Source organism: Chryseolinea sp. H1M3-3 (genome assembly GCF_029360725.1).
Lineage (GTDB): Bacteria > Bacteroidota > Bacteroidia > Cytophagales > Cyclobacteriaceae > Chryseolinea.
This window is the reverse complement of record NZ_JARKMY010000018.1, coordinates 325,454-348,807: the sequence shown is the minus strand read 5'-3', so window position 1 is coordinate 348,807 and position 23,354 is coordinate 325,454. Positions and strand designations below refer to the sequence as shown.

Genomic DNA, 23,354 nt, shown 5'->3' with positions numbered 1-23,354 from the left:
GATTGGATTTAATTAATGGTATGCAGTTGTAACGCTTCGGACTCGTCAATAACTTCTTTCTTTATTTTTGATGACGAGATGTAAGAATAGACGGCTGGAATAATGAACAGGGTAAGGATCCCGGCGAAGATTAAACCTCCTGCGATTACAATCCCCAATGATTGCCTTGAGTTGTTTGTAAGTGCAATAGGTAATGCACCAAAGATCATTGCGAGAGAAGTCATAAGAATTGGTCTGAATCTTTGTTCAGCAGCCTGGGTTGCAGCGTCGAATTTTGAAAGCCCGGTATCCTTTAGGTGATTGGCAAATTCTACGATGAGAATCCCATTCTTCGTTATAAGCCCAACCAGCGTGATTATACCAATTTGGCTGAACACGTTCAAACTCTGGCCAAACCACTCCAGACTTAGCAGTGCACCAGTCACAGCCATGGGGACAGTTAGCATGATGATCAGCGGATCTCGCAGGCTCTCAAATTGGGCGGCGAGTATCATGTAGATAAGTAGCAGCGCAAGTATCAAAGTGAATGAAAGATTGCCTTGACTTTCAACGTAATCGCGGGATTGACCTGCCAGCGTTGACTTAAAGCTTTCACCCAACACTTCCATCTTAATACGTTCCATCTCTTTTATACCCTCGTCAAGACTTACACCTGGAGCCAGGCCAGCCGATATTGTAGCAGAGGTATATTGATCATACCGATAGATAGCTGCCGGACTTATTCCTTCCTCGATTGATACAAGGTTATCAAGGGAGATCATTTGTTCATTTGAAGATCTCACATAGATCGAACGGAGATCGCCAATATCATTTCGATTTAATTTCTCTACCTGGCCTATCACTTCATACTGTCGATCATTTCTTAAGAAATAACCATAACGCTGACCAGAAAGCGATAGCTGCAAAGCCCTTGCTACTTCCTGGATTGAAACACCCATAAGCGCGGCTTTTTGCCTGTCAATATTTATTTTAAGTTCAGGCTTGTTAATTTTCAGATCGCTGTCAACAAACATGAGCTTACTGCTTTGCCTGGCTGCACCGAGAAACTTAGGTAGTATAGTGGCCAAACTGTCGAGGCTTGAAGCTTGTAAAACATACTGAACCGGCTGACCGCCACCATACCGCGTTCCGATAGTGGGTGGCATATATGGGAAAAGCAATATGTTTCTGAACTGTCCTGATGCAGCACCGTATTGATAATATAATTGTTGGGCTGTTACATTTCTTTCCTTAGGATCTTTCAGGTAAATGCTTTGAACTGCCACGTTTACGGGAGCAGGTGCTGGAATAAATGATATTGCAACCATTGAGTAGGTCTGATACAAGCCTTCTGTATTATCATTTACATAGTGGCCAACCTCAGTCATGTTCTTTTTCATGAAATCATATGAAACTCCTTCAGGCGCAATTGCAATCAAGAGCATATTTGACCGGTCTTCGATGGGAGCTAATTCTGATGGAAGCTTTTGGCCCAAATAGAAAATCAAACCTCCGCTGCCAATAAGGAATACCCAAGCCAGCCATCTGAACTTCATAAAGGCATTTAATAGCCTGGCATACCCATTATTTAATATGATAAAAAATGGTTCTGTTACCCGATGAAGCCAGTTAGGTTTATCATGCTTCTTTAATAGGTACGCACTCAACATTGGGGAAAGTGTCAATGCAACAAAGGCTGAAACCAAAACTGATCCTGAAACTACAATTGCAAATTCTTTAAATAATTGGCCGCTGATCCCTCCCATAAACACGATGGGTAGAAATACTGCAGCCAGTGTTATAGTAGTGGAAATTACAGCGAAGTAGATCTCTTTTGATCCGGCAAAAGCTGCCTGAACAGGTGTCATTCCTTCCTCAACCTTTTTGTAAATATTCTCCAATACTACTATCGCGTCATCGACAACGAGACCGATAGATAAAACGAGCCCAAGAAGTGTTAATACATTGATTGAAAATCCTGCGATGTACATGATGAAAAAAGCTGATAGAATTGACACAGGGATTGCCAATACCGGGATTATCGTTGACCTCCAATCCCTAAGGAATAAGAAGATGATGATTACCACGAGTCCAAAGGCAATAAATAAGGTTTCCTCAACTTCTTTGATCGACTCTCTTACAGGTTTCGTGAAATCAAAGCCAACTATTAAACGGTATTCTTTTGGAATTTCTTTTCTTAACTGATCCAACCGTTTGTAAAATTCATCAACGACTTCAATTGCATTTGCACCTCGCTGAATCTGGATTGCAACACCCACGCCAACACGGTCCGCTTTTTCTGTTCCGTTAATAATGGCATTTCTTTCATTCATTTCACCCAACTCCGCGTGTCCGATATCCTTTAATCGAATAATGGAACTGCCACTTTGTTTGATGATCATGTCATTGAATTCTTGTGCAGTTGTAAGTCGTCCAAGTGTTCTCACACTCAATTCACTCGTTTGCCCTTCAATTCTTCCTGAAGGGAGGTCCATGTTCTCGCGTAGTAACGCTAACCGGATGTCTTCAGGCGTTAATTTGAAAGCTGCAAGCTTAATTGGATCAAACCTTAAACGCATTGCGTATTTGTGTTCACCTACGATGCTTATCCTTTGTATGCCTGGGATTGATTGCATTCTTTCCTTGATAACAGTTGATGCCAGATGAGATACTTCTTTTATATCCCGCGTATCACTCTCAACCTCGAGAAATGCGACCAGGTTATCTGGAGAACTTGCCTTTTCAACAATGGGAGGATCAACGTCGGCCGGAAGTTGATTTTTTGCTTTTGCTACTTTATCACGCACATCATTTAGAGCGTCCTCAAGGTCGATATCGCGGTTAAACTCAATCGAGATAATACTTACTTGTTCCCTGGATTCGGAGGAAATAGTGCGAACGCCATTAGCTTCTGCAATGGACTCTTCGAGAGGTTTTGTGATCTTTGAGGCAATAACATCGGGGCTTGCACCTGGATAAAAAGTAATGGCTGCAATTACCGGAGGCTCTGTTAATGGAAATTCCCGAATACCAAGATATTTCCAGCCAACAATACCCATCACCACGATCAGCGCGGAGAATACTCCAGCGAGAACGGGTTTTTTTATACTTAATGAAGGTAAATTCATGATTGGTTATTTTATTTTGTTGAAACGATTTGCACAGGCGTCCCATCTCCGGAACGGAGAATATTCGAAACCATCACAGTATCACCGTCATTCAATCCTGAAGTGATAAGAGCCTCTGACTCGTTTCGGTTACCCAAGGTGACCGAAGTCATTTTAGCCAGGCCATTTTTGACTGTAAATACACTATATCCTTGAGCGCTCGGGATTAACGATTCTGTGGGTAGGGTAATACCTTTTGCATCGTCTGAGACCGTTGAAAGATAAATGCGGGCAGACATTCCTGGTCTTAATGCGCCATCACCGTTTGATGCTATAGCATGTACGGTAATCGTTCTGCTTTGAATATCGATGCCTGATTCTGTCGCTGAGATCTTTGCGGTAAATTTCTCATTGTTGCTGGATGGAGCAAAATGGATTTTCTTTCCAGATTTTACATGGTCAATGTATTTCTCTGGTACTGTGAATTCTATTTTTACATTTTCCTGGTCATGCAATGTTACCAATGGCATTCCAGGGCTTACCAGAGATCCTATTTCTACTTTAGTAATTCCAACAATACCTGAAAATGGTGCATGGATGGATGTTTTACTTAATTCTACATTGAGAATCTCTTTAGACGCTGTTAAGGATTGAAGCTTTGTAGCAGCCACATCATATTCTTCCTGTCTGACTGACTCATTTTTCAAAAGCTGCGCAAGCCGACCTTCATTTAATTCTGCTAGCGATAATTCTGCCTGCGCTTGTTTCAATCTAGCAAGGATGTCGCTATCATCAAGCTTATAGAGGAGTTGTCCTTTGTTTACATGACTTCCATCTCTGAATGAAATAGCAACTACCTTTTTTGCAACTTCGCTCATGATTTTTACTTCCTTGTTAGATAGAATCGATCCGGCAACAGTTTCTTCCTGAACAAGGGGTGATGCTTTAACAACTTTTACATCTACCGGAAGTCTGTTTACCTGCGATGCATTTTGCCCTGAGGAGTCAGCGGCCTCTGTGCTACAACCTAGCAACGCTGCGCTAAGTGCAACCAAACGTAGATAAGTATTGAGTGTGTTCTTGTTCATAATTTTAGTTTTACATTATGAGCCAATGAACGGCTGATGATGATGTCGTGATTGGTATTTAAGCGGGTGTGGTTTATAAAGTTTACTGTAAAAAAAAGTCCAGCAGTGCTGGACTTCTTTTAAGTTGGTGATGATCGGTTTTGCTAAAATGGAAATCCACTCCTCCTCAAACAAAAAATTCGGAAGTTTTACAATAGTGAATAAGAGTGGGTGATAGTGTGCTTACTTGGCCTTAAATCTATATCAGCAGCCTCATAATCTTCGCCAGCAAATTCTTTGATGGCAGATAACGAATTGAATGATTAACGTCAATGGCCCAAGTGTTTTTCATCGAGGTTAGATCTTTGCGGCTTTTAATCTTAAACTGTTTCCAACTACGCTCACTGAGCTTAGTGCCATAGCTGCACCGGCAATCATCGGATCCAACAGAAACCCATTCACTGGATATAAAACTCCGGCAGCCAGCGGAATTCCAATAACATTGTAAATGAAAGCCCAGAATAAATTTTGGCGAATTCCTAATACCGTTTTGGTTGAAAGATTAAGAGCTTTAGGAATAGATTGCAGATCTGAGGTTATCAAAGTCATCTTTGCCACATCCATAGCAATATCAGAACCTTTCCCCATTGCTATGCTAACATCCGCTTGCGCGAGCGCGTGCGAATCGTTGATTCCATCTCCAACCATTGCAACCACCTTTCCCTCGGTTTGAAGTTTCTTGACGAATTCAGCTTTGTCGGATGGAAGGACTTCTGCACGGAAATGTTTCAAACCAACCTGGGCGGCTACTGCTTTTGCAGTTTGTTCATTGTCACCAGTCAACATGTAAACATCAATGCCTTTATTTTGTAGGGCAAGTATTGCTGCCTTCGATGTTGCTTTTATTTTATCCGCTATTGCTATGACAGCTAGCACTGTCTCTTCACTGGCAAAATAAATAACTGTTTTTGCTTCAGATTGCAATTTCAAAGCTTCAGATTTTACATTTTCCGAAATCCTTGTACCATTTTCTTCCAACAGTTTTTTATTTCCCACGAAGTAAGTTGTATCATGGTAGTATCCTTTTACTCCGCGTGCCGTCACACTTTCAAATGAATGCACGTCGATACTTTTAGCACCCTCTTCTCTTAATTTGTTAACCACCGCTTCCGCAAGAGGATGTTCAGATTTTGTCTCAAGCGTATAAAGAACATCTTTATACTGTTTCAGACTTTTTCCCTCGATATCCCATATGAAATCTGTAACAATGGGTTTCCCTTCTGTGATTGTTCCTGTTTTATCGAGGATGACGGCATTTACTTTATGAGCAATCTCCAAACTTTCTGCATCCTTAATTAAGATATTGTTTTCTGCCCCTTTTCCGACGCCAACCATAATTGCCGTAGGAGTTGCTAATCCTAGTGCGCATGGACATGCAATCACCAGAACCGTAACCGATGTTAATAGAGCATGTGTGAAGGCATTCTCGCCTCCTAGAATCATCCAAGTAATGAAAGTGAGGACTGCTATTCCAATTACAACCGGTACAAAAATACCTGCGATCTTGTCAACAAGCTTTTGCACCGGCGCTTTACTTCCTTGTGCCTGTTGCACCATTTTAATTATTTGTGCAAGTATAGTATCCCCACCAACTTTTTTGGCTTCGAATTGAAAACTTCCTTTCTGATTAACAGTTCCAGCGAAGACCTTCTCACCGGCAATCTTTTCCACTGGCACGGGTTCTCCGGAGATCATGCTTTCATCGACAAAGGATGAACCGTTGATTAGAACTCCATCAACAGGAATTTTTTCTCCAGGACGTACAATTATTTTAAAGCCGATCTTTACAGAAGCTATGGGAATTTCTTTCTCCGTCCCATCAACAATTGCCAAAACATTTTTTGGCTGCAAGCCCATTAGTTTTTTGATAGCTGAAGAAGTATTGGATTTTGCTTTTTCTTCTAACAGCTTTCCGAGAGAAATGAATGCAATTATCACTGCCGCAGCTTCATAGTAAACGTGAGCGTGAATTCCTCTGGAATGCCAGAAATCTGGAAAGAAAGTATTAAAAGCGCTGAATAAAAAGGCAATTCCAGTAGATAGTGCAACTAGTGTATCCATATTTGCCTTTCCATGTCGTGCCTGTTTCCATGCATTGATGAAAAAAGTTCTTCCAAAATAGAATACAACAGGGGCGGATAGTACCATTGATATGTAATTACCATAGGGGATATCCATGAAGAACATTCCAATGATTACAACTGGAACGGCAAGGATTGAAGACCAGATCGTTCTGTTTTTTACAGCTTCATAATGTTTTCGTTGAGCCGCTTCCTGAACAGCCTGTGGGTCTTCCACATCAACGACAAGATCGTAACCAATCGATCTTATTGAATTCTGCAAGTCAACCGGCTTTGTTTGTTTCTGGTCGTATTCAACCCAGGCAGTTTGATTTGCAAAATTTACGCCGGCATCCTTAACACCGGTGGTCGATTTAAGCATTGATTCTACACTTATCGCACAAGCGGCACAAGTCATCTCCAACACAGGGAATTCTTCGCGTATATATTTACCGTTGGCGGCTTTTACATTTAGTTCACTAATTGCTGACATTGTTTTGGATTTTAATAATTCAATCTACACTTCAATAATACACCCCTGTCCTTCGTATAGTTTTATACTTTGGAGAGTATCAGTTACAAGATTTAAAGATTGCCTTCAGTTGTTTTTCCTGAAAGCGTTTGCTTGGATTGTCTTACGGATTTGAAATGAGAAGGAGGAAACCCGGTGAGTTCCTTAAACTGCCGGGAAAGGTGATTGATACTGCTGAAGCCGGTTATATAGGCAATCTCCGTAAGTGTAAATTCAGTATAAACCAGCAGCTCTTTTACTTTTTCGAGTCTTTTTGCGATGATATATTTTTCTAGTGTAATTCCTTCTAATTCTGTGAACAACGCGCTGATAGAGTCGTAATTCATGTGGAGGTTTTCTGATAACAAAGAAGAGAATTTCAGATTCGAATCATACTTTGTATTCTTGTTAAAAACGTCAGCAATCAATTCTTTCGCTTGTGTTACAATTCTTAATTGCCTGTTTGAAATCAATGTAAAACCATTCTCAGCTAAAAAGTATTCAACTCTACTTTGATCATTTTTATTTAGTTCGGTTTCAATGAAAAGTTTTCCAAGACTAATTTTATTTATTTTGTAACCTAACGCGGTAAGCCCATCTTTGATAACAGAAACACACCTTTCACAAACCATTCCTTTGATTAAAATTTCAGTTGTCATAAACTTTGAATTTATATAACAAAGAACGTCTGACTGAATTAAAATGGCTTTATAAAATTGCCGGAAAGACTTATAGAGTTTTAAGAAATAGAATCTAACGGTTTTCTGTTTTGATCAATGTTCCTTGACTTTTTCATCTCCGAGGGAGTGAAGCCGGTAATTTTTTTAAACTGCCCAGATAAGTGAGCAACACTACTATATCCGAGTTTATTTGCGATCTCGCTAAGGTTGAGTTCGTCATAGAAAAGTAATTCTTTGACTTTTTCAATTTTTTGCCTGATGATATATTGTTCAAGGGTTATCCCTTCTACGCCGGAAAACAGGTTGCTTAGATAGTTGTATTCGTAGTGCATTTCCTCGGACAACACACTAGACCAGTTGAACTTTGTATCGACTTTGTCCGTATGGTGGATCATATTGACGATCTTATTCTTGATTGCTTCGATTAACCTGGCCTTTCGATCGTCAATTCTTTCAAAGCCAAGGGTGATCAGCGCTGAATCCAGTTTATCCTGCTGTTTATCGGTAAGATTGTCCTCCCTTATGGTTACTTCTCCCAATGAAATCTTTTCAGGATGAAAGCCCTGCCTTTCCAATTCTTGCTTAACCACCATCACACAGCGGTTACAGACCATGTTCTTTATATAGAGAGTTGTCATTATTGGAGTTAAAGATCGGGATTTGCAACCATTTTCATTTATATAATTGTATGAAACAATTATAGAATTCTAGGTATTTCTCTTCCGCCTACAATCGAGTGTAACTGGCATACGTTCCAAACAATCTTAATCAAAGATCAGCGTCACTGAAATATAACAACGGATTGACTAAGCGCCATCGATAAAAAAAAAGAGAAAAAGTTACTAATTTGGTCTAATTAATTTTGAGGCAAAAGTTGAGGCAATTTTGAGGCAACTTCATAAAAACATAGATGATTTGAGGCAAATTTGAGGCAAAATTCGGTGGAAAATTGCGGAAAAAGTGGCAACAAAAACGGTTTTCAGATTCATTCTAGGAAATGAAAGGAAATCCAAGGAAGAAACTTTGAAACTTTTAATTCCAGCGGGTTCTCTTCTGTTTATAAGTTATCAGGATCTATCCCTTTCATCACTTCTTTTTTCAATTTTCTCTTAAAATTAATTTTCCGTAGATACGGTCACTTGGTTATTCCACTGCGAAGTATTTCTAAAATTTAGCTTTGAAGAATTGAATCATTGATAGAGCAGAGCTTCTATTAGCCAGTGATTTACTTTGACAAACTCCTTTTACTTTTTTAGTCAAACATTCTTAATGAACGCAGCGGGTAGGGAGCTAGGTAAATCTTCCTATCTGCGCTGTTGCTGAAGAATTCGTCTGAAGTTGGTATCATGGTGTGAACTTAAAAAAAGGGATTATGCCAACTTGCCATGGCAGTTGAAACAAAAGCACATGGAAAACTTAATTAATTTAAGAATTGAATTGCCGCAAGAGGTTATAAATAAATTAGAGTTGGTCATTATCGAGACAGTAACTAAAACCATTAAAGCACACGTTGATAATATTCGAGAAGAGCCTAAAATTTATACACGCAAGGAAGCGGCACAAGCCCTTCGTATTACTTTACCCACCCTTCGTCAATATGAAATTCAGGGGCGTTTAATTCCCAAAAGATCCGGCAGGCGTGTCCTTTATCCTAAGCATATCATCGAGCATTTCATAGGTGCTCTTTAGGCTAATCCTAAGAATCAGAACAAGGAAAACTAGCATTCGGTGGGTTTTATAGAGAGCGATTATTCTGATTTTAAAAAGCAGGATGGTATTTTATTGGAATAATAAAAGTAAATTTTGTTACCCTTATTGTTACCCTGCAAAATAAAAAAACCTCGAATACAAATCGTATCCGAGGTTTCCAGAGGTCTCGAGCGGATTCGAACCGCTGTAGAAGCTTTTGCAGAGCTCTGCCTAGCCACTCGGCCACGAGACCTTTTAATTGTTATAAGTTTGCTGATTCTTTGATTGATTCGTGCAGCAAAATAATTCGCTACAAAAATAAGTAAATCAACGTCTCTTGCAACGGTATAAAAAAAGATGATCCCGATTTCGCGAGATCATCTTTCTTATTTACAAAGATTATTCTTTTGGTTCTCCTCCACCACCAGACATCTTTTCTTTCAATGCACTCAACGCTTCCAAATCTCCTAATGTAGATTTTTCGCTTTGCTGATTGATCGATTGAATAGAGCTCTTTGATTGTGTAGGTTTTTTCTTCGCCGCCGCTGCTTGCTTTTCTTCGTCTGCAGACCAGATTGCTTTGTGTGACAATACAATGCGTCTGTCGTCTTTAGAGAATTCAAGCACTTTGAAATCAAGCGATTCGCCAACTTCAATTTTGGAGTTGTCTTCTTTCGCTAAATTCTTGGCTGCACAGAAACCTTCGATACCATAAGGCAATTCAAGGATTGCTCCTTTATCGTTCTTGTTGATCACGGTACACTTGTGTACTGATCCGATGGTAAAGATATTTTCAAAAGTATCCCATGGATTTTCTTCCATGTGTTTGTGGCTCAGGGCAAGTCTGCGGTTAGCAGCATCAAGCTCCAGCACCTGCACATCCATTGTATCGCCTACTTTCACAAACTCAGAAGGGTGTTTGATCTTCTTCGTCCAGCTCAAGTCTGATACGTGTACCAATCCGTCGATACCTTCTTCCAGCTCGATGAACAAGCCGAAGTTGGTAAGGTTACGAACGATACCTTTATGTTTCGTTCCAACAGCATACTTGCTGAGAACATCTTGTCTTGTCCATGGATCTTCGGTAAGTTGTTTGATACCGAGGGACATTTTGCGTTCATCACGGTCTAACGTGAGGACTACAGCCTGTACTTCGTCACCAACTTTCATGAAGTCCTGCGGATTGCGCAAGTGTTGTGACCAGCTCATTTCACTTACGTGAATCAAGCCTTCAACGCCTGGTTGTAATTCAAGGAAAGCACCGTAGTCGGCAACATTAACAATCTTGCCTTTAACTTTAGAGCCGATCTGAATTTCCTGAGGTAATGAATCCCAAGGATGAGGCGTAAGTTGCTTCATACCCAAAGAGATTCTCTTCTTGTCACCATCGAAGTCGAGCACAACCACCTTAACGGTTTGGTCAAGCTTAAGAACTTCTTCAGGGTGGTTGATACGTCCCCAGCTGATGTCAGTGATATGGAGTAATCCGTCAACACCACCCAAGTCGATGAATACACCGAAGTTGGTCATGTTCTTGATCACACCTTCCAGTACCTGGCCTTTTTCAAGGTTGGTAAGGATAACAGCTTTTTGTTGTTCAAGATCTTTTTCGATCAGCACTTTATGCGATACCACCACGTTGTCGTTGGTGTAATTGATCTTAACAACTTTTACTTCAATGGATTTATTGACATAAATATCAAAATCACGGATAGGTTTCACATCGATTTGTGAACCAGGAAGGAACGCTTCGATTCCAAATACATCGACAATAAGACCACCTTTTGTTCTGCGTTTTACAAAACCTTCGATGACTTCATCTTTGTCTAATGCTGTTTGTACATATTCCCAACCTTTCACTAGCTTCGCTTTTCTGCGGCTGAGGACGAGCTGACCCATTGCGTTTTCACGTTCTTCAATAAAGAGGTCAACTACATCACCAATTTTAAGGTTGGTCATTTCTTTGAACTCGGCCAGCGGCACAAGACCATCTGATTTAAAGCCGATGTTCAGGATCACATCGCGGTCATTGATACCAACAACGGTTCCTTTTACTACTTCTCCGGTATCGACGGAGGTAACTGTGCCGGAGTACATCTTCTCCATTTCAGCACGTTTGTCGTTGGAATAGCCTTCGCCAAATCCTTTTGAAGCGAATGAATCGAAGTCAAATTCACCAGGAACTTGCTTTTCGTACTTTGCTTTCTTCAGTTCGGAAACAGGAATTGCTTCGGTGGCGATTTCTTCCTTTTGGAGTGATTTAATCTCAGCTAAAGGATCATCTTCGTCGATCTCAATTTTGTTGACTTTTTCTTCTTTAGCTTTTTTGGCGGCTTTGGCTTCTTCAGATTCTCCAGTAGATTTTCTGGGTCTTTCGCCTGGTTTATTAACTTTTGCCATTAGAATTGCCCTGGGTACATGCAGCAAGCGGGCGTATTGCTGCAAATTTGGTTTTACATACTGTGTCCGATTAAAATTCAGGCCACAGCCCTGCTCATTTGAGCGGGGCTGCAAAAGTAAGAAAAAGCTTGAATACCAGCTAATATCTGCCGATGAAGTTATGTTCGGCAGGTCAACGGTGGCTAAGGAATATCCTCGATCTTTAACGTGCCCGTAGCATAGTTAATGAGCAGTTTCTGAAACATCAGGTTATACTTTGCGCTTTGGAAGTCGCCTTTTGCTTTCACCAACGCCTGATTGGTGGTGGTCAGCTGCACCATATTGGACATGCCCAGGTCGTAGCGTTCTTTTTCCAATTTGTACGTCATGTCTGCCGCCCTTAATTGCGCATCAGATGCAAAATAGCTGGTTTTAGTATCCCTGAAGTTCTGCACTGCCCTGATAACATCTGATTTAACCGTAACCTCTGCATTGGAAGTGGTGATCTTTGCATTTTCATACAATACTTTCGACTGGGCTGCCTGCGCACGGTACCTTAAGCCATAAAATATCGGAACGGTAAGGCGCAATCCATAACTAAGGTTAGTGTTATCCTCGGTAAACTGCTGGTTGAATGTGCGATTAGGGTCGCCGTAGATATAATTATATTTCGATCCGTACGATATGCCTGCTGTCAAATTTGGCATGTACCGGCCTTTAAAGGATGCGTAGCCAAAACGCGCTGCTTTTTCGCTGTAGGTGGCTGCTTTAAGATCACTTCTTCTGTTTTCGGCCACTGCCAGTAACTCTTCCATCGAAAGACTGTCAGCAACGAGTGTGTTGATATCCCAATCGACTTCCTCAACCTGGAAATATACGGTCGGATCGATTTGTACGGTTAGGGCAAGGGTGGCGATATCATTCTTCAATTTATTCCTGGACCTTACCAGTAAAAGCTCTGCATTCTTTACCTGGTATTCCTGGTTATATAGATCGGCTTCTGCCTTACTACCGAGGTCCACCTGTGCTTTAATAGTTTCGTACTGTAATTTTTGGGTCGCAACGTTTTCTTCATCTATTTTGATCAGCTCCTGGTCTAATAAGCATGTCAGGTATTGGGCTGCCACATCACGAATGACGTCCTGGGTAGACCGGTTCACTCTATGAAGCTGAGACTCGTTTAAATTATTTGCCTGCCGGTGTTGGTTAAGTACGTTCAACCCATTGAACACGGGCATGTAAGCATCGATGCTCGCACCGATGTAATCGATCTTACCATTGACAACCTTTCCTTCATTCTGGTTAAATGAATTTCCATCGGCACGGTATGCGCTTGCGCTTGCGTCGACGGAGGGACCCAACTGCAGGAGGGAGGAGGTTTTATTGATTTGGGTATATTCTAACTGGTTCTTTTGCTGGCTAAGCAGGACGTTATTTTGAAGTCCTATCTTAATGGCTTCTTTAAAAGTGAGCTTAGGCATGGCGTTGTCCTGCGCTACAGCTTTTGTCAGGGCAAACGCACAAATCAAAACAATAAATATCCTTTTATTCATATACGATTAAATTCTTTCAGCCACTACACCATCTTCTACCACAGAACCATCCGCTACCTGGATAATTCTTTTTCCATACCGCGCATTTTCTTCGGAGTGTGTTACCTGGATAATGGTAATTCCTTCATCATTCAGCTTCTTGAAGATCTCCATAATTTGTTTGCCCTGGTCGGAATGCAAATTACCGGTAGGCTCATCAGCCAATAATAATTTTGGCTGGCCCACAATGGCGCGTGCAACGCCTACGAGCTGTTGCTGACCGCCACTGAGTTGCTCGGGGAATAAATCTTTTTTGGCAACCATGTTAAAGCGGTCGAGCATTTCTGCCACCATGCTTTTACGTTGTGCGCCACTGACACCTTTATACAATAGGGGTGTCTCAATATTTTCGTATACCGTCAGTTCATCAATGAGGTGATAAGCCTGGAAGATGAAGCCGATATAATTCTTGTGCATATCCGACTTCTGTTTCTCTTTCATCTTATGTACCGGCTCATCGAAGAAATAATATTCACCTGCGGAGGGTTCATCCAGCATACCGATGATGTTCATCAGCGTGGATTTGCCGGCACCGCTGGGTCCCATGATGGTTACAAATTCGCCTTGTTCTACTTGAAGATTAACACCTTTCAAAACGAAGGTGCGCTGAAAACGTGAGTCCACGTACTTGTCGATGTCCTGTAGTTTGATCATGAGTTTAAGGGTTTGATAAACCGATGGTTTAGCCCTTGGATGGCCTTAAAGCCAACAATAATGCCAAGGCCCCAGAGTGCTTAGACACCGGTAATTTAGATTACATGTTAGCACGATTCGTCCGCTTGTGCAAATCGGTGTCCGATTTCGGATAGCGTTGGGAGGTAATAGGGTAATCGGTAATCGGGTGATCAGGTAAAGGGTAAGCAGGTATTCGGTAATCGGGTAATAGGTAATCTGGTGATCAGGTAATCGGTAATGAGGTGGTGGTGCTTACCGTGTGCGATATGAAGGGGAATAAAGTATAGTAACAATTTGAGGCAGAGGAGGCCCGCGAATTTGGATAAATTAAACGCCCGCTAAGACAGATACCGATTACCGAATACCTGATCACCGAATACCCTTTCACCTAATACCTTTAAAAAATAATCGGATACAAAATCACATCTACCCGTCTGTTCATCTGCATACCCTGGTACGATTTGTTGTTGTAAACGGGATTGTCGAGGCCCCAGTCTTTGATGGAGATTTTTCGTTCGGAGATATCGCCGCGGTTCAGGATGATGTGTTGCACGGCTTCACTTCTCATTTTAGAAAGCCATTCGTTGTATTCCTTTCCACCGATGGGATCGGTGTGGCTGATCAAATGGATATCATATTTTTCAAGCAGGTTCGGGATGGAGTCGAGCCAGTCGTACAGTTCTTCGATCTGGTATTCATCCACATAATAACTGCCGCCCCCGAAGAAAATACTTTTCCGGATTTCATCCTGACTGTGCTGAGCGTTCACCGTAAGACTCAGCAGCAGAATCGATGCACTTAAAAGCAGTTGCCGAACCATAAATTAAATTTAAAAAAAAGTTGCGAGTCGCGCGCCACCGATGTTAAGTTTTTCCCCCTGTGATGCCGGGTGACATTCATGCTTAATAGTGCCTCACAAAACCATGGACGTTGACCCTAACTATTATTTTCCAGTACCTTTTCTAAATCTTGTAACGTATTTGCTTCCTGAATGGGTTTATCTTTCCGCCAGCGGTTGATGCGGGGAAACCGAAGGGCAATCCCGGATTTGTGCCGTGTAGATTTGGCAATACCTTCAAATGCGATTTCGAAAACCAACGCTGGCTTTACACTTCTGACGGGGCCGAATTTTTCAATGGTATTTTGTTTAACCCATCGGTCCACGGCCCTGATCTCTTCATCTGTCAAACCGCTGTAAGCTTTGGCAAACGGTACAAGCTGATCATCTTTCCAAACGGCAAAGGTATAGTCGGTATACAAGTTGGCTCTTCGGCCGTGACCGCTCATGGCGTAGATGAGTACAGCATCAATGGTAAACGGATCTATTTTCCACTTCCACCAATCACCCCGGCGTCGACCGGCGCGATACACCGAACTTTTTCGTTTCAGCATAATGCCTTCGCTGAACAGCTCGCGGGCACGTGTTCGCTCTGCTGCGAGGCTTTCCCACGAATCAACGGTAATGGTAGGCGACAGCCGCAATACCGAGCTCGGTGCCGAACAAAGTTGTGCCAGTTGATTTCGTCTTTCGCTCAGCGGCCATTCGCGTACATCTTCTCCTTTCCATTCGAGCAAGTCGTAGGCGACGAAAGCCACCGGTACTTCCTTCAACTGTTTTTGTGACAGCGTTTTTCTTCCAATTCTTGTTTGCAGTTTGCTGAAAGGCAACGGCAGATCATTCTTGAAGGGCAGAATTTCTCCATCGATGGCAGTGCCATCGGGAAGCAGGTCGAGCATGACGGTGAACTCCGGGTACTTGTCGGTGACCAGTTCTTCTCCCCGCGACCACACGAACAACTCGCGGTCACGAACAATTACTTGTCCGCGGATGCCGTCCCATTTCCATTCTGCCTGCCATTCTTCTATATTGCCCAGGTCGCTCACCGCACCCTCCAACGCATAGGCCAGATAAAATGGATACGGTCGTGAGAGATCAAGCGTGTCGTCGGACAAAACCAATTCCTGGAAGTTGTTGTACTCCGGTGACCAGTTTCCCATGAGGCGATGGGCGATCACATTTTCTTTTACCTCCGCATGTTTTGCCAAAGCTTTTACCATCAGGCTCTGGGAGACGCCGATCCGGAATCCTCCCGTGATCAGTTTATTAAACACGAAGCGCTGCATGGGCTCAAGGCGATTCCATGCCCATAAGATCTTTTCTTTTTTTTGGTCGACAGTGAGCGGCTCCAGTGCTTTAATGAATTCAATCCATTCGGTTAATGTTTGATCGGAGACCTCCGTTGGCTCAGGCAAGACCAGCGAAATGGTTTCCGCCAGGTCGCCGACGACAGCATGGCATTCAACAAATAGCCACTCCGGTAGATGTGACAGTTCACTGGCCCACAGTGCCAGCAGCGTGGCATTGACAGATCGCTTTGGACGCCGGTGTGAAAGCAATGCAATGGCCCACAATTTATCCCTGTCGTTCGCTTTCTCAAAGTATGACGCCAACGCCTTTATTTTATCCAGCGTCTTTGTGGTTTGGTCTAACGTGGTAAACAGTTGCGTAAAATATTTCATACCACGTTCGCTGTTGTCTCGTTACTATTGTCGCCGCTTTCGGCATTTGCACCTTCTATGATTTCGCTTAGCTCGCCTTCATATTGCGTTTTAACTTCACTGGATTCGATTCCCTGTTGGGTTAGCCAGCGGGCAAAGGGCTCACTGTATCCATGCGTGACGAATACCCGCTGCGCACCTGTTTCCCTGACAGCCTTATTGAGGTCGTTCCAATCCGCATGATCGGAGAGCACAAAACCACGGTCTGCTCCTCTGCGTCTTCGCGCGCCGCGCAAGTTCATCCAGCCCGACGCAATACCCAATGAGTAAGGATCAAACCGGCGCAACCACGGTGAGCCTATTGCCGACGGCGGACATACCACGAGTGCTCCATCAAAATCTTTTCGTTTCATTTCAGAAGTAACACGAATGGTAGGAGGGAGTGTACCCAATTGTGTTCGGAGGATATTGGTGATGTTGTCGACCGCACCGTGTACGAAAATTTTCCCAAGAGAAGGATCTATGTTTTGCAATATGCGCTGCGCTTTCCCCAGGGAATAACCTGCTATCACAGAAACTTTTCCATCCTCCTGATTTTTTTTCCACCATTGATTTACTTCGGCAAAAACTTCCTGCTGCGGCTTCCACTTATAGATAGGGAGACCGAATGTCGATTCAGAAATAAATACATGGCATCTTACAGGCTCAAAAGGTTCTGAGAGATTATCCGGCTCTAATTTGTAGTCGCCGGAAAATACCCAAACCTCGCCATTGCATTCAACTTTTATTTGAGCAGATCCTGGAATGTGCCCGGCAGGATGAAAAGAAAAATTTACACCGTTGATATGGATTGTTTCGCCAAACCCGATGGTCTGCAGTTGACTTGAAAGCTGAAGTCTGTGGCGAATGACAGGACTCGCCGATGTTGTACAAAGATATTGTTCATGCCCCCAGCCTGCATGGTCTGAATGGCCATGGGTGATCAACGCCCGCTTTACAGGTTTCCATGGATCGAGGTACACACCTGCTTTGCGACAATAAATACCGCTGTCGTTAAATTCGAGTAATGCCATGCTCAGGATTTTATGTTATAACAGGTGGAGGGAGGAAAATGATTTGGAGCACTAAGCCGTGAACCTGTGCCTGAGGGTGTAATCGAGAGACGAGCGTGTAATCTTCGCATGTAATCGTCGACGTTGACCGGCAATTTTTACACCGTGCTTCTTTATGGCCATTCACCAATCCAACCTTGTGACCTTGGCAACCTTACCTTTTTTCACAACGGAGAGGATAAGCATGATGCCATATTCGTTCTCGGTGTAATCTTTATAGGTTTCTTTTCCAAGCAGCAGGTTCGCAGTCCAGGGAATGTTGTTGGAATGTCCGCAGATCACAACCGTTCCTCCCTGGTGCTTGTCAAGCATTTTTTCGATTTCTTCAGCTTTAAAGGATTCATAGGACTGGATGTCGAGATTTTTTGCGAGGGCTAGCGGCGCGACGGTGTTTTTAGTCCGTTTGAATTGTGTAGCGTAGATACCATTGATTTCAGTTTCCCGCAAAAGCAGCTTGAGGCGTTCGGCACGTTCAATGCCTGGCAGACTTAAATCCGGATCTTCCGTCCCATCATTTCCTTTTTCGGCGTGTCGCAGCAATATAAACGTTGTTATCTGGTCGTTTTCCTTGCACCCCATAAGTAGGAGACAGCAAATGCAAAAGCTCAGGCAAGAATGTCGTATCATGTTACATTATTTGAATCTGAAGGTAAGTTCTCCCGTTAATGGATTCAAATTATTTATAATAATCGCATCAACGGGGGGTTTCCAGAATATTAGTAATTTTAGCCTTGCCATTCGGACAATTATGCATCAGAAAGCTTTACTCAGCCTTATTTTCGTTGTCTCCTTTTTTTTCGTTGCTTCTGCTCAGAAAATAGACAGTCTGCAAGCTGTTCTCGATACTGCCAAAAACGACAAAAAAGTAAAGACTTTGAATGAGCTTTTCCGGGCAAATTTGCAGAAAGATCCAATCAAGGCATTAAGTTATTCAAAGGAAGCGTTGAACCTGGCAACGGAAATCAACGACCAGCGCGGGATGGCAGCCTCCTACAACAACCTCGGCATTATTTACCGTAGCCAGGGTGCTTTTGATAAAGCATTGGAGTACTACATCATTTCACTGAAGATTTATGAGACGCTTCAGAATAAAGAGGGAATCGCGACTACCAAAAACAATATCTCCACCATTTACTCCATCAAAAAGGAATATGGGCAGGCGATGAAATACCTGGAGGAATCCTATAATTTATTTGTCGAGCTGAAAGACCAGGAGAGAATCATCGGTTCTATGAACAACCTGGGAAATATCAATACTGAAATTCAGCTCTTTGAAAAGGCAATAAAGTATTTTACACAGGCGTCGCAGTTAAGTGAAAAAATCGGGATGAAATTCGCTGACCCCCTGGTCAACCTTGGAAATATTTATTTCAGACAGGAAAACTATCAGCGTGCGGTGGAGCAATATGAAAAAGCGCTGGCGATTGAGCGCGAAGCTGGCAACACACTGGGTACGCTCAATGTACTGACGAACCTTGGCATCACCTTTACAAAGGCCAGGCAGCCCAAAGTTGCAGAGCAGTACCTGAATGACGCGGAAAAATTATCGGACGAATTGCAGGCGTACGCCGTAAAGCCCTCCATCTATAAAGCGCTGGCCGAGAATTATGCGACACAGAGTAATTGGAAGACAGCCTACGAGATGCAGTTAAAATATGATGAGGCCCGCGAGAAGATCTACGGAGAGGAAAGCACACGGAAGATCGCCCAAATGGAAATGGTGGTTGACTTCCAGGAAAAGGAAAAAGAATACGACATGCTTCGGCAGGAAGGTGAAATCACGAAGCTGGAGCTGCGAAACAGCAGGTTGTTTATTATCCTTGTCATCATGGGGGCATTCCTGGTCATTGGAGGATTAAACCTGGCATATTTATCAAAGAAGAAGATCATTAAGAAGCGGACTAAGCCAGCGGTAGATGGGCGTTAAACCCTCCGCAGTATTGCACGCAACAATTTGTTCTGGAAATGTGGCCGTGTACTAGTGTGCCTGTTGTTCGTCGACGGTAAGGCTAATTATTTGGAAGAATCCTTTCCGTTTTAGCCCCAACCGTATAAATTTGAGGCCTAAATAATTCAATATGTTTGAGCAATACATAGGTGACGGTGCTAACATTTTTATAGCCATTGTAGCGGTTATTGTGGGCTTTGCAGCAGCAATGGGCTACGTCGACTTTCAGAAAGTAAAGAAAAGCGAGAAAAAGGATTAACGATAGATATATTCGATCGTAAGTAAAGAAGCCTTGGCGCGTTGCCAGGGCTTTTTTTTATGATGTTATGAGATCGGGATCATTCGGCCGGGCCATTCAATCCGCGGTATTCAGGGCTAATAAGGGGAAGCATACCGGTTTTCCCATTCTGCCCACTTCACCGATTTATAATGACCTTCGCCAATGAACTGGGCGATTTTGTGAAATTCCGGCGCTTTGCGATAGCCCGGCAAAGGTTGAATCATTTCGAAATTCTCCGTCAGGAAAACGACGGTAGGATAACTCATTTGATTGTTTAACAACGCAGCGGCTAATTGATGATACCCTTTAGAACCACTGGGTACAAACTTGAATGTGTTCCCTTTAAAAACAACATCGCCGGTTTGTTCGGCATCAAACTTCACGGCATAGAATTTCTCATTCAACAGCTTGGCAACCTCCGGATCGTTGAACGTACTTTTATCCATTACCTTGCACCAGCCGCACCAGTCGGTGTATACGTCGACAAAAATGGGACGTTTTTCACGTTCAGATTTCTTTACGGCTTCTTCAAATGTCAACCATTTTACCTGACCCTCGGCAGCCGGTGTATCTATCCAAGTCATCGCTGTAAGCGACGTTAACATAACTACAGAACCAAGTATCGCGAAAGCTTTCCTCATAATATTTCCAATGATGTGTTCCTACTTCGGTTGCTTAACAAATCTAGGCAGAAAAGAGATCCTGCACGTTTTAATCTTTTCCTGAATGGTACGTGTAACCGTTGCCCGAAAGTTGGGTATTCGATTGTACGAAAGTTAAGAAGCGGTGTTCGGGATTGAACAATCTTATGGGAAAAAACTCGTTCTAAGGTAGAAATAAAAGGTTTTTCGCCCATGGCATGGCTTTCGCCAAAGACAAATTAGGATGAAGAACAGATTTACATATAAAGAACTTACGCTGGTTGCTGGCATCGCCGTCGCGCTGATCGTGATCTTTACGTTGTGGATCCGGAAACCGGCCTATGCATCTTTTAAAACTTCTACAATTCCCGCGCTCTCCAAATTTTATAGCGTTAAAAAAGTGCAGGTGGAAGCGTACATCAACGCTTTCGGGGTGCTGTTTTCAAGTCGAAATAATCCCTATTGAGATTAAAAACTATCGAAAACCTGTTTCGTGAAATGGTGTCGATCCGGTCACTGGAAATCGGAATTTCATATCCATAAAAAATATCGGCGAAGCCCAGTACACTGAGCCCGACTTTTGGTGTCGTTACCCAGGCCGTTCTATCTTTATCCTCTGTTCCATAATTCTGATCAATGAAATAGGTGACATCGATCGCGGCGCCGAATACACCAGCGGTAAATTCATAACCGATTTTTGGGCCCATCAAAAAATTGCCGTTGTTGACAAAGATATCGACAGTGCAATAGGGGCCTTTAGACAATAACGTAAGCGGATGTTTGTAGATATGGTGCCAGGCCAAACCAAGCTCAAAAAAAGCACGTTCCTGCATGCCTACACCGACCTTGGGGACCACGCGTTGTTTTGTCCAGTATCGATGGAACGGCGATGTACTGAGAAGTGAATCTGCACGCTGTGCCGAGGCAGCATGTGATACAACCATGCAGAAAAAACATACGGTAATCACCCAATATCTACGACCTATATGCATAGTAATGCAATGTAATTTCAATAGCGCGTTTAATTGCTTCATTAATCGGGAAAAATTCACGCGTTAACTCAAAATCGATGGCATGCAGCCGCATATAATGCTGACTCATGACGGGAACGGTTTCATCGCTTTCAATTTTCGCCGCTGCGTGACTAAAAGCATTCGCGTTTTCCTCTTTAATGATCTGACATGTAATTAACTCCTTACGGCCGTATTTGTTTGTACGCGCGGAAAACCCAAACAAGCGGCAGATCAAACCCCGATGTTTATATTGAGAACACATTCCTACACCGCCTTGCAAAGGATTTAAAATGGTGCAAAGTGTAGCATCTGTTGTTTTTATTTTGTCGAGCCACTCAAAAGCCTGGTCTTGTTCATACAGATAATGGGCAAACGGAAGAAATTCCAGGACGGTAGCTTCAATGTCTGCCTTAAAACAGCATCTTCCACAACCAATCTTGCATCCCAAGCCTGACCATGATTGGAAAGCAGCAATCTCGTTGTCCAGATGTAAAAACGCCTCCTCTACAGCCTTGATTTTCTCAGGTAAATCCACAGCTGTAAAGTTACCGAATTGATTTGACGTTTTGAGCGCTATAGGCTGCGTTGGTGAACGAATAAATGGTGACGCCTTGCAAGGCGTGGTGGCAGTCCTATTTCATGAACTTCGTTAGGCTCTCGCGTGCGCCCTGTTTGATCTCATTTTGAATCCATGGACTCCATCCGAGAAATATTCCTGCTACACCCAACGCATAACGCGACCACCGCCATACACTGAACGCATCGCGTTGACGATAAATTTTTCCATCTTTGAATTCGAACGTCGAATGGATGATGTTGTGAACATTGCGTCCGGTTTTTGAAAACTTATACCATGCTTCCCACCGGCATTTACCTGTTGTCGTCGTTGCCTCGATGTTACTAAAAGCTACTTGCAAATCCTGCCCGCGGGTAAGCAGCATTTTCCACATGGCCTTGACCTCCTCATAATTTAATGTTCCAAAAATGGGATCAGTGAATTGGGCTTCCGGGTGATACGCCTTCTGCATGTGTTCATAATCCAACGTCTGGAACGCCGAATAAAACCTGGTGATAAAATCTTTGTTGTTTTGATCCATAGACTCGTAAAATCTTCCGACTTACAAACTTTATGTTTATCTTTTAATATCCTTATTCGTTCGAAATTCGTAATTAAACGAAAGATAAGAAATGTCATGGCAGCATTGTCTAACAGGAGAATTTAATGAGCTGAGCGCTGCCGAAAATAATTCTAAACCACGTGCTCCGCTTTCAAAACGCAAAACCAACTATATGAAAACACCGATACTAATTTTATTGATTGCAATATCAGCAACAGCCGCATACAGCCAGGGCTGGGAAATGGGAACGAACTTTAATTACACCCGGCCTATGGGTGGCATGCAACAGCATATTGATCAGGGTTTCGGGATTACGCTCGAGGGCGCCAGGGTGTTTAAAGCGCCTTTTGCCGTTGGCGCGGAATTCTCTTACAACGCTTATGGCCACGATAAAACCAGGCAGCAATATACTTTTGACGATGGCTCCGTGACAGAGACGAATGTTATTGTTACCAATGCTTTCTCTAACTTATTGGTTACGGGAAAATTCTTCCTGCGATCTCAAAAAATTATCAACCCCTACTTTAGCGCAAAGTTTGGATACTCCTGGTATCGTACCAACTTAACGATCGAAGATCCGGAAGATGCCGATGGCTGTCATCCGCTGGAGTCTGATCACCTGCTTTCGGATGGCACATTCATGGCAAGTGGAGGTGCGGGCATGCGAATAGATTTTTCCACCCTTTTCAGAAAAATGAAATCGGATATGCTGTTTTTTGATATCAGTGCACACATGACGCAAGGTGGAACTGTCCAATACATGAACGTTGATAAAAAAACGCATGCACATAATCCCGACAGCGATGTGGTAGCCAGGTTTATCAACAACCGGACGCAGGTCATCCATGAGCATCATGTTGGTTATGTTTATAGCAGCATGGTAGAAATGATGGAGTACAGGCTAGGTGTTATTTACCGGCTGGCGAGCCGCTGATCTTTTCAAG

21 protein-coding genes and 1 tRNA gene are annotated in these 23,354 nt (G+C 42.9%); 5 read left to right on the top strand and 17 right to left on the bottom strand.

The window, feature by feature from the left end; all coding sequences use genetic code 11:
* Positions 1-8 precede the first annotated feature (8 nt).
* The 5 genes from P2W71_RS25390 to P2W71_RS25370 all read right to left on the bottom strand — a co-directional run bounded on the left by P2W71_RS25390 (position 9) and on the right by P2W71_RS25370 (position 8,102).
* A complete protein-coding gene (locus P2W71_RS25390; protein ID WP_276374228.1) occupies positions 9-3,107 on the bottom strand; it encodes an efflux RND transporter permease subunit in 3,099 nt (1,032 codons plus the stop codon).
* Between the two features lie 11 nt (positions 3,108-3,118).
* Entirely contained in the window at positions 3,119-4,174 is a 1,056-nt protein-coding gene (locus P2W71_RS25385; RefSeq protein ID WP_276374227.1) for an efflux RND transporter periplasmic adaptor subunit, read from the bottom strand.
* A gap of 336 nt (positions 4,175-4,510) precedes the next feature.
* Entirely contained in the window at positions 4,511-6,766 is a 2,256-nt protein-coding gene (locus tag P2W71_RS25380) for a heavy metal translocating P-type ATPase (protein ID WP_276374226.1), read from the bottom strand.
* 92 nt (positions 6,767-6,858) lie between these two features.
* Positions 6,859-7,443 (bottom strand): AraC family transcriptional regulator, encoded by a 585-nt coding sequence (locus P2W71_RS25375; protein ID WP_276374225.1) that lies wholly within the window; start codon positions 7,441-7,443, stop codon positions 6,859-6,861.
* A gap of 80 nt (positions 7,444-7,523) precedes the next feature.
* Positions 7,524-8,102 carry an AraC family transcriptional regulator gene (locus P2W71_RS25370; RefSeq protein ID WP_276374224.1) on the bottom strand — a complete coding sequence of 193 codons (579 nt, stop codon included), beginning with the start codon at positions 8,100-8,102 and terminating at the stop codon, positions 7,524-7,526.
* 769 nt (positions 8,103-8,871) lie between these two features.
* On the opposite strand from P2W71_RS25370, the gene P2W71_RS25365 reads away from it, so the two are divergent.
* Positions 8,872-9,153 carry a helix-turn-helix domain-containing protein gene (locus P2W71_RS25365; RefSeq protein ID WP_276374223.1) on the top strand — a complete coding sequence of 94 codons (282 nt, stop codon included), beginning with the start codon at positions 8,872-8,874 and terminating at the stop codon, positions 9,151-9,153.
* A gap of 182 nt (positions 9,154-9,335) precedes the next feature.
* Here P2W71_RS25365 and P2W71_RS25360 read toward each other — a convergent pair.
* From P2W71_RS25360 to P2W71_RS25325, 8 genes are all read right to left on the bottom strand, one after another.
* Positions 9,336-9,406: transfer RNA gene (locus P2W71_RS25360), tRNA-Cys, on the bottom strand.
* A 146-nt stretch (positions 9,407-9,552) separates the two neighbouring features.
* Positions 9,553-11,553, bottom strand: coding sequence for a 30S ribosomal protein S1 (gene rpsA, locus P2W71_RS25355; protein ID WP_276374222.1), 2,001 nt, complete (start codon positions 11,551-11,553; stop codon positions 9,553-9,555).
* A 182-nt stretch (positions 11,554-11,735) separates the two neighbouring features.
* On the bottom strand, positions 11,736-13,085 hold the full coding sequence (locus tag P2W71_RS25350) for a TolC family protein (RefSeq protein WP_276374221.1): 1,350 nt from the start codon (positions 13,083-13,085) through the stop codon (positions 11,736-11,738).
* 6 nt (positions 13,086-13,091) lie between these two features.
* Positions 13,092-13,778, bottom strand: coding sequence for an ABC transporter ATP-binding protein (locus P2W71_RS25345; RefSeq protein WP_276374220.1), 687 nt, complete (start codon positions 13,776-13,778; stop codon positions 13,092-13,094).
* Positions 13,779-14,196: 418 nt separating this feature from the next.
* Positions 14,197-14,619 (bottom strand): OmpA family protein, encoded by a 423-nt coding sequence (locus P2W71_RS25340; protein ID WP_276374219.1) that lies wholly within the window; start codon positions 14,617-14,619, stop codon positions 14,197-14,199.
* 116 nt (positions 14,620-14,735) lie between these two features.
* On the bottom strand, positions 14,736-16,319 hold the full coding sequence (locus tag P2W71_RS25335) for an ATP-dependent DNA ligase (protein WP_276374218.1): 1,584 nt from the start codon (positions 16,317-16,319) through the stop codon (positions 14,736-14,738).
* Complete coding sequence (locus tag P2W71_RS25330) at positions 16,316-17,371, bottom strand: ligase-associated DNA damage response exonuclease (RefSeq protein WP_276374217.1); 1,056 nt, start codon at positions 17,369-17,371, stop codon at positions 16,316-16,318. The genes P2W71_RS25335 and P2W71_RS25330 overlap by 4 nt, the downstream gene beginning before the upstream one ends.
* Positions 17,372-17,533: 162 nt before the next feature.
* The gene (locus P2W71_RS25325) at positions 17,534-17,989 is read right to left on the bottom strand and encodes a phosphoglycerate mutase family protein (RefSeq protein WP_276374216.1); all 456 of its coding nucleotides are present in this window, start codon (positions 17,987-17,989) and stop codon (positions 17,534-17,536) included.
* Between the two features lie 46 nt (positions 17,990-18,035).
* Here P2W71_RS25325 and P2W71_RS25320 point away from each other — a divergent pair, with 46 nt between their 5' ends.
* Together P2W71_RS25320 and P2W71_RS25315 are read left to right on the top strand one after the other, a co-directional pair.
* A complete protein-coding gene (locus P2W71_RS25320; protein ID WP_276374215.1) occupies positions 18,036-19,337 on the top strand; it encodes a tetratricopeptide repeat protein in 1,302 nt (433 codons plus the stop codon).
* Between the two features lie 151 nt (positions 19,338-19,488).
* Positions 19,489-19,617, top strand: coding sequence for a hypothetical protein (locus tag P2W71_RS25315; RefSeq protein ID WP_276374214.1), 129 nt, complete (start codon positions 19,489-19,491; stop codon positions 19,615-19,617).
* A 116-nt stretch (positions 19,618-19,733) separates the two neighbouring features.
* Here P2W71_RS25315 and P2W71_RS25310 read toward each other — a convergent pair whose 3' ends face one another.
* Positions 19,734-20,279 carry a DUF255 domain-containing protein gene (locus P2W71_RS25310; RefSeq protein ID WP_276374213.1) on the bottom strand — a complete coding sequence of 182 codons (546 nt, stop codon included), beginning with the start codon at positions 20,277-20,279 and terminating at the stop codon, positions 19,734-19,736.
* Positions 20,280-20,523: 244 nt separating this feature from the next.
* Between P2W71_RS25310 and P2W71_RS25305 the strand changes: the two genes are divergently transcribed.
* Complete coding sequence (locus P2W71_RS25305) at positions 20,524-20,745, top strand: hypothetical protein (RefSeq protein ID WP_276374212.1); 222 nt, start codon at positions 20,524-20,526, stop codon at positions 20,743-20,745.
* Here the strand turns inward: P2W71_RS25305 and P2W71_RS25300 are convergent.
* The 3 genes from P2W71_RS25300 to P2W71_RS25290 all read right to left on the bottom strand — a co-directional run bounded on the left by P2W71_RS25300 (position 20,699) and on the right by P2W71_RS25290 (position 22,389).
* Complete coding sequence (locus P2W71_RS25300) at positions 20,699-21,223, bottom strand: hypothetical protein (protein ID WP_276374211.1); 525 nt, start codon at positions 21,221-21,223, stop codon at positions 20,699-20,701. The genes P2W71_RS25305 and P2W71_RS25300 overlap by 47 nt on opposite strands.
* 31 nt (positions 21,224-21,254) lie before the next feature.
* Positions 21,255-21,827, bottom strand: coding sequence for a YkgJ family cysteine cluster protein (locus P2W71_RS25295; protein ID WP_276374210.1), 573 nt, complete (start codon positions 21,825-21,827; stop codon positions 21,255-21,257).
* A gap of 97 nt (positions 21,828-21,924) precedes the next feature.
* Complete coding sequence (locus P2W71_RS25290) at positions 21,925-22,389, bottom strand: nuclear transport factor 2 family protein (RefSeq protein ID WP_276374209.1); 465 nt, start codon at positions 22,387-22,389, stop codon at positions 21,925-21,927.
* A 193-nt stretch (positions 22,390-22,582) separates the two neighbouring features.
* On the opposite strand from P2W71_RS25290, the gene P2W71_RS25285 reads away from it, so the two are divergent.
* On the top strand, positions 22,583-23,344 hold the full coding sequence (locus tag P2W71_RS25285; RefSeq protein WP_276374208.1) for an outer membrane beta-barrel protein: 762 nt from the start codon (positions 22,583-22,585) through the stop codon (positions 23,342-23,344).
* Positions 23,345-23,354: the final 10 nt, after the last annotated feature.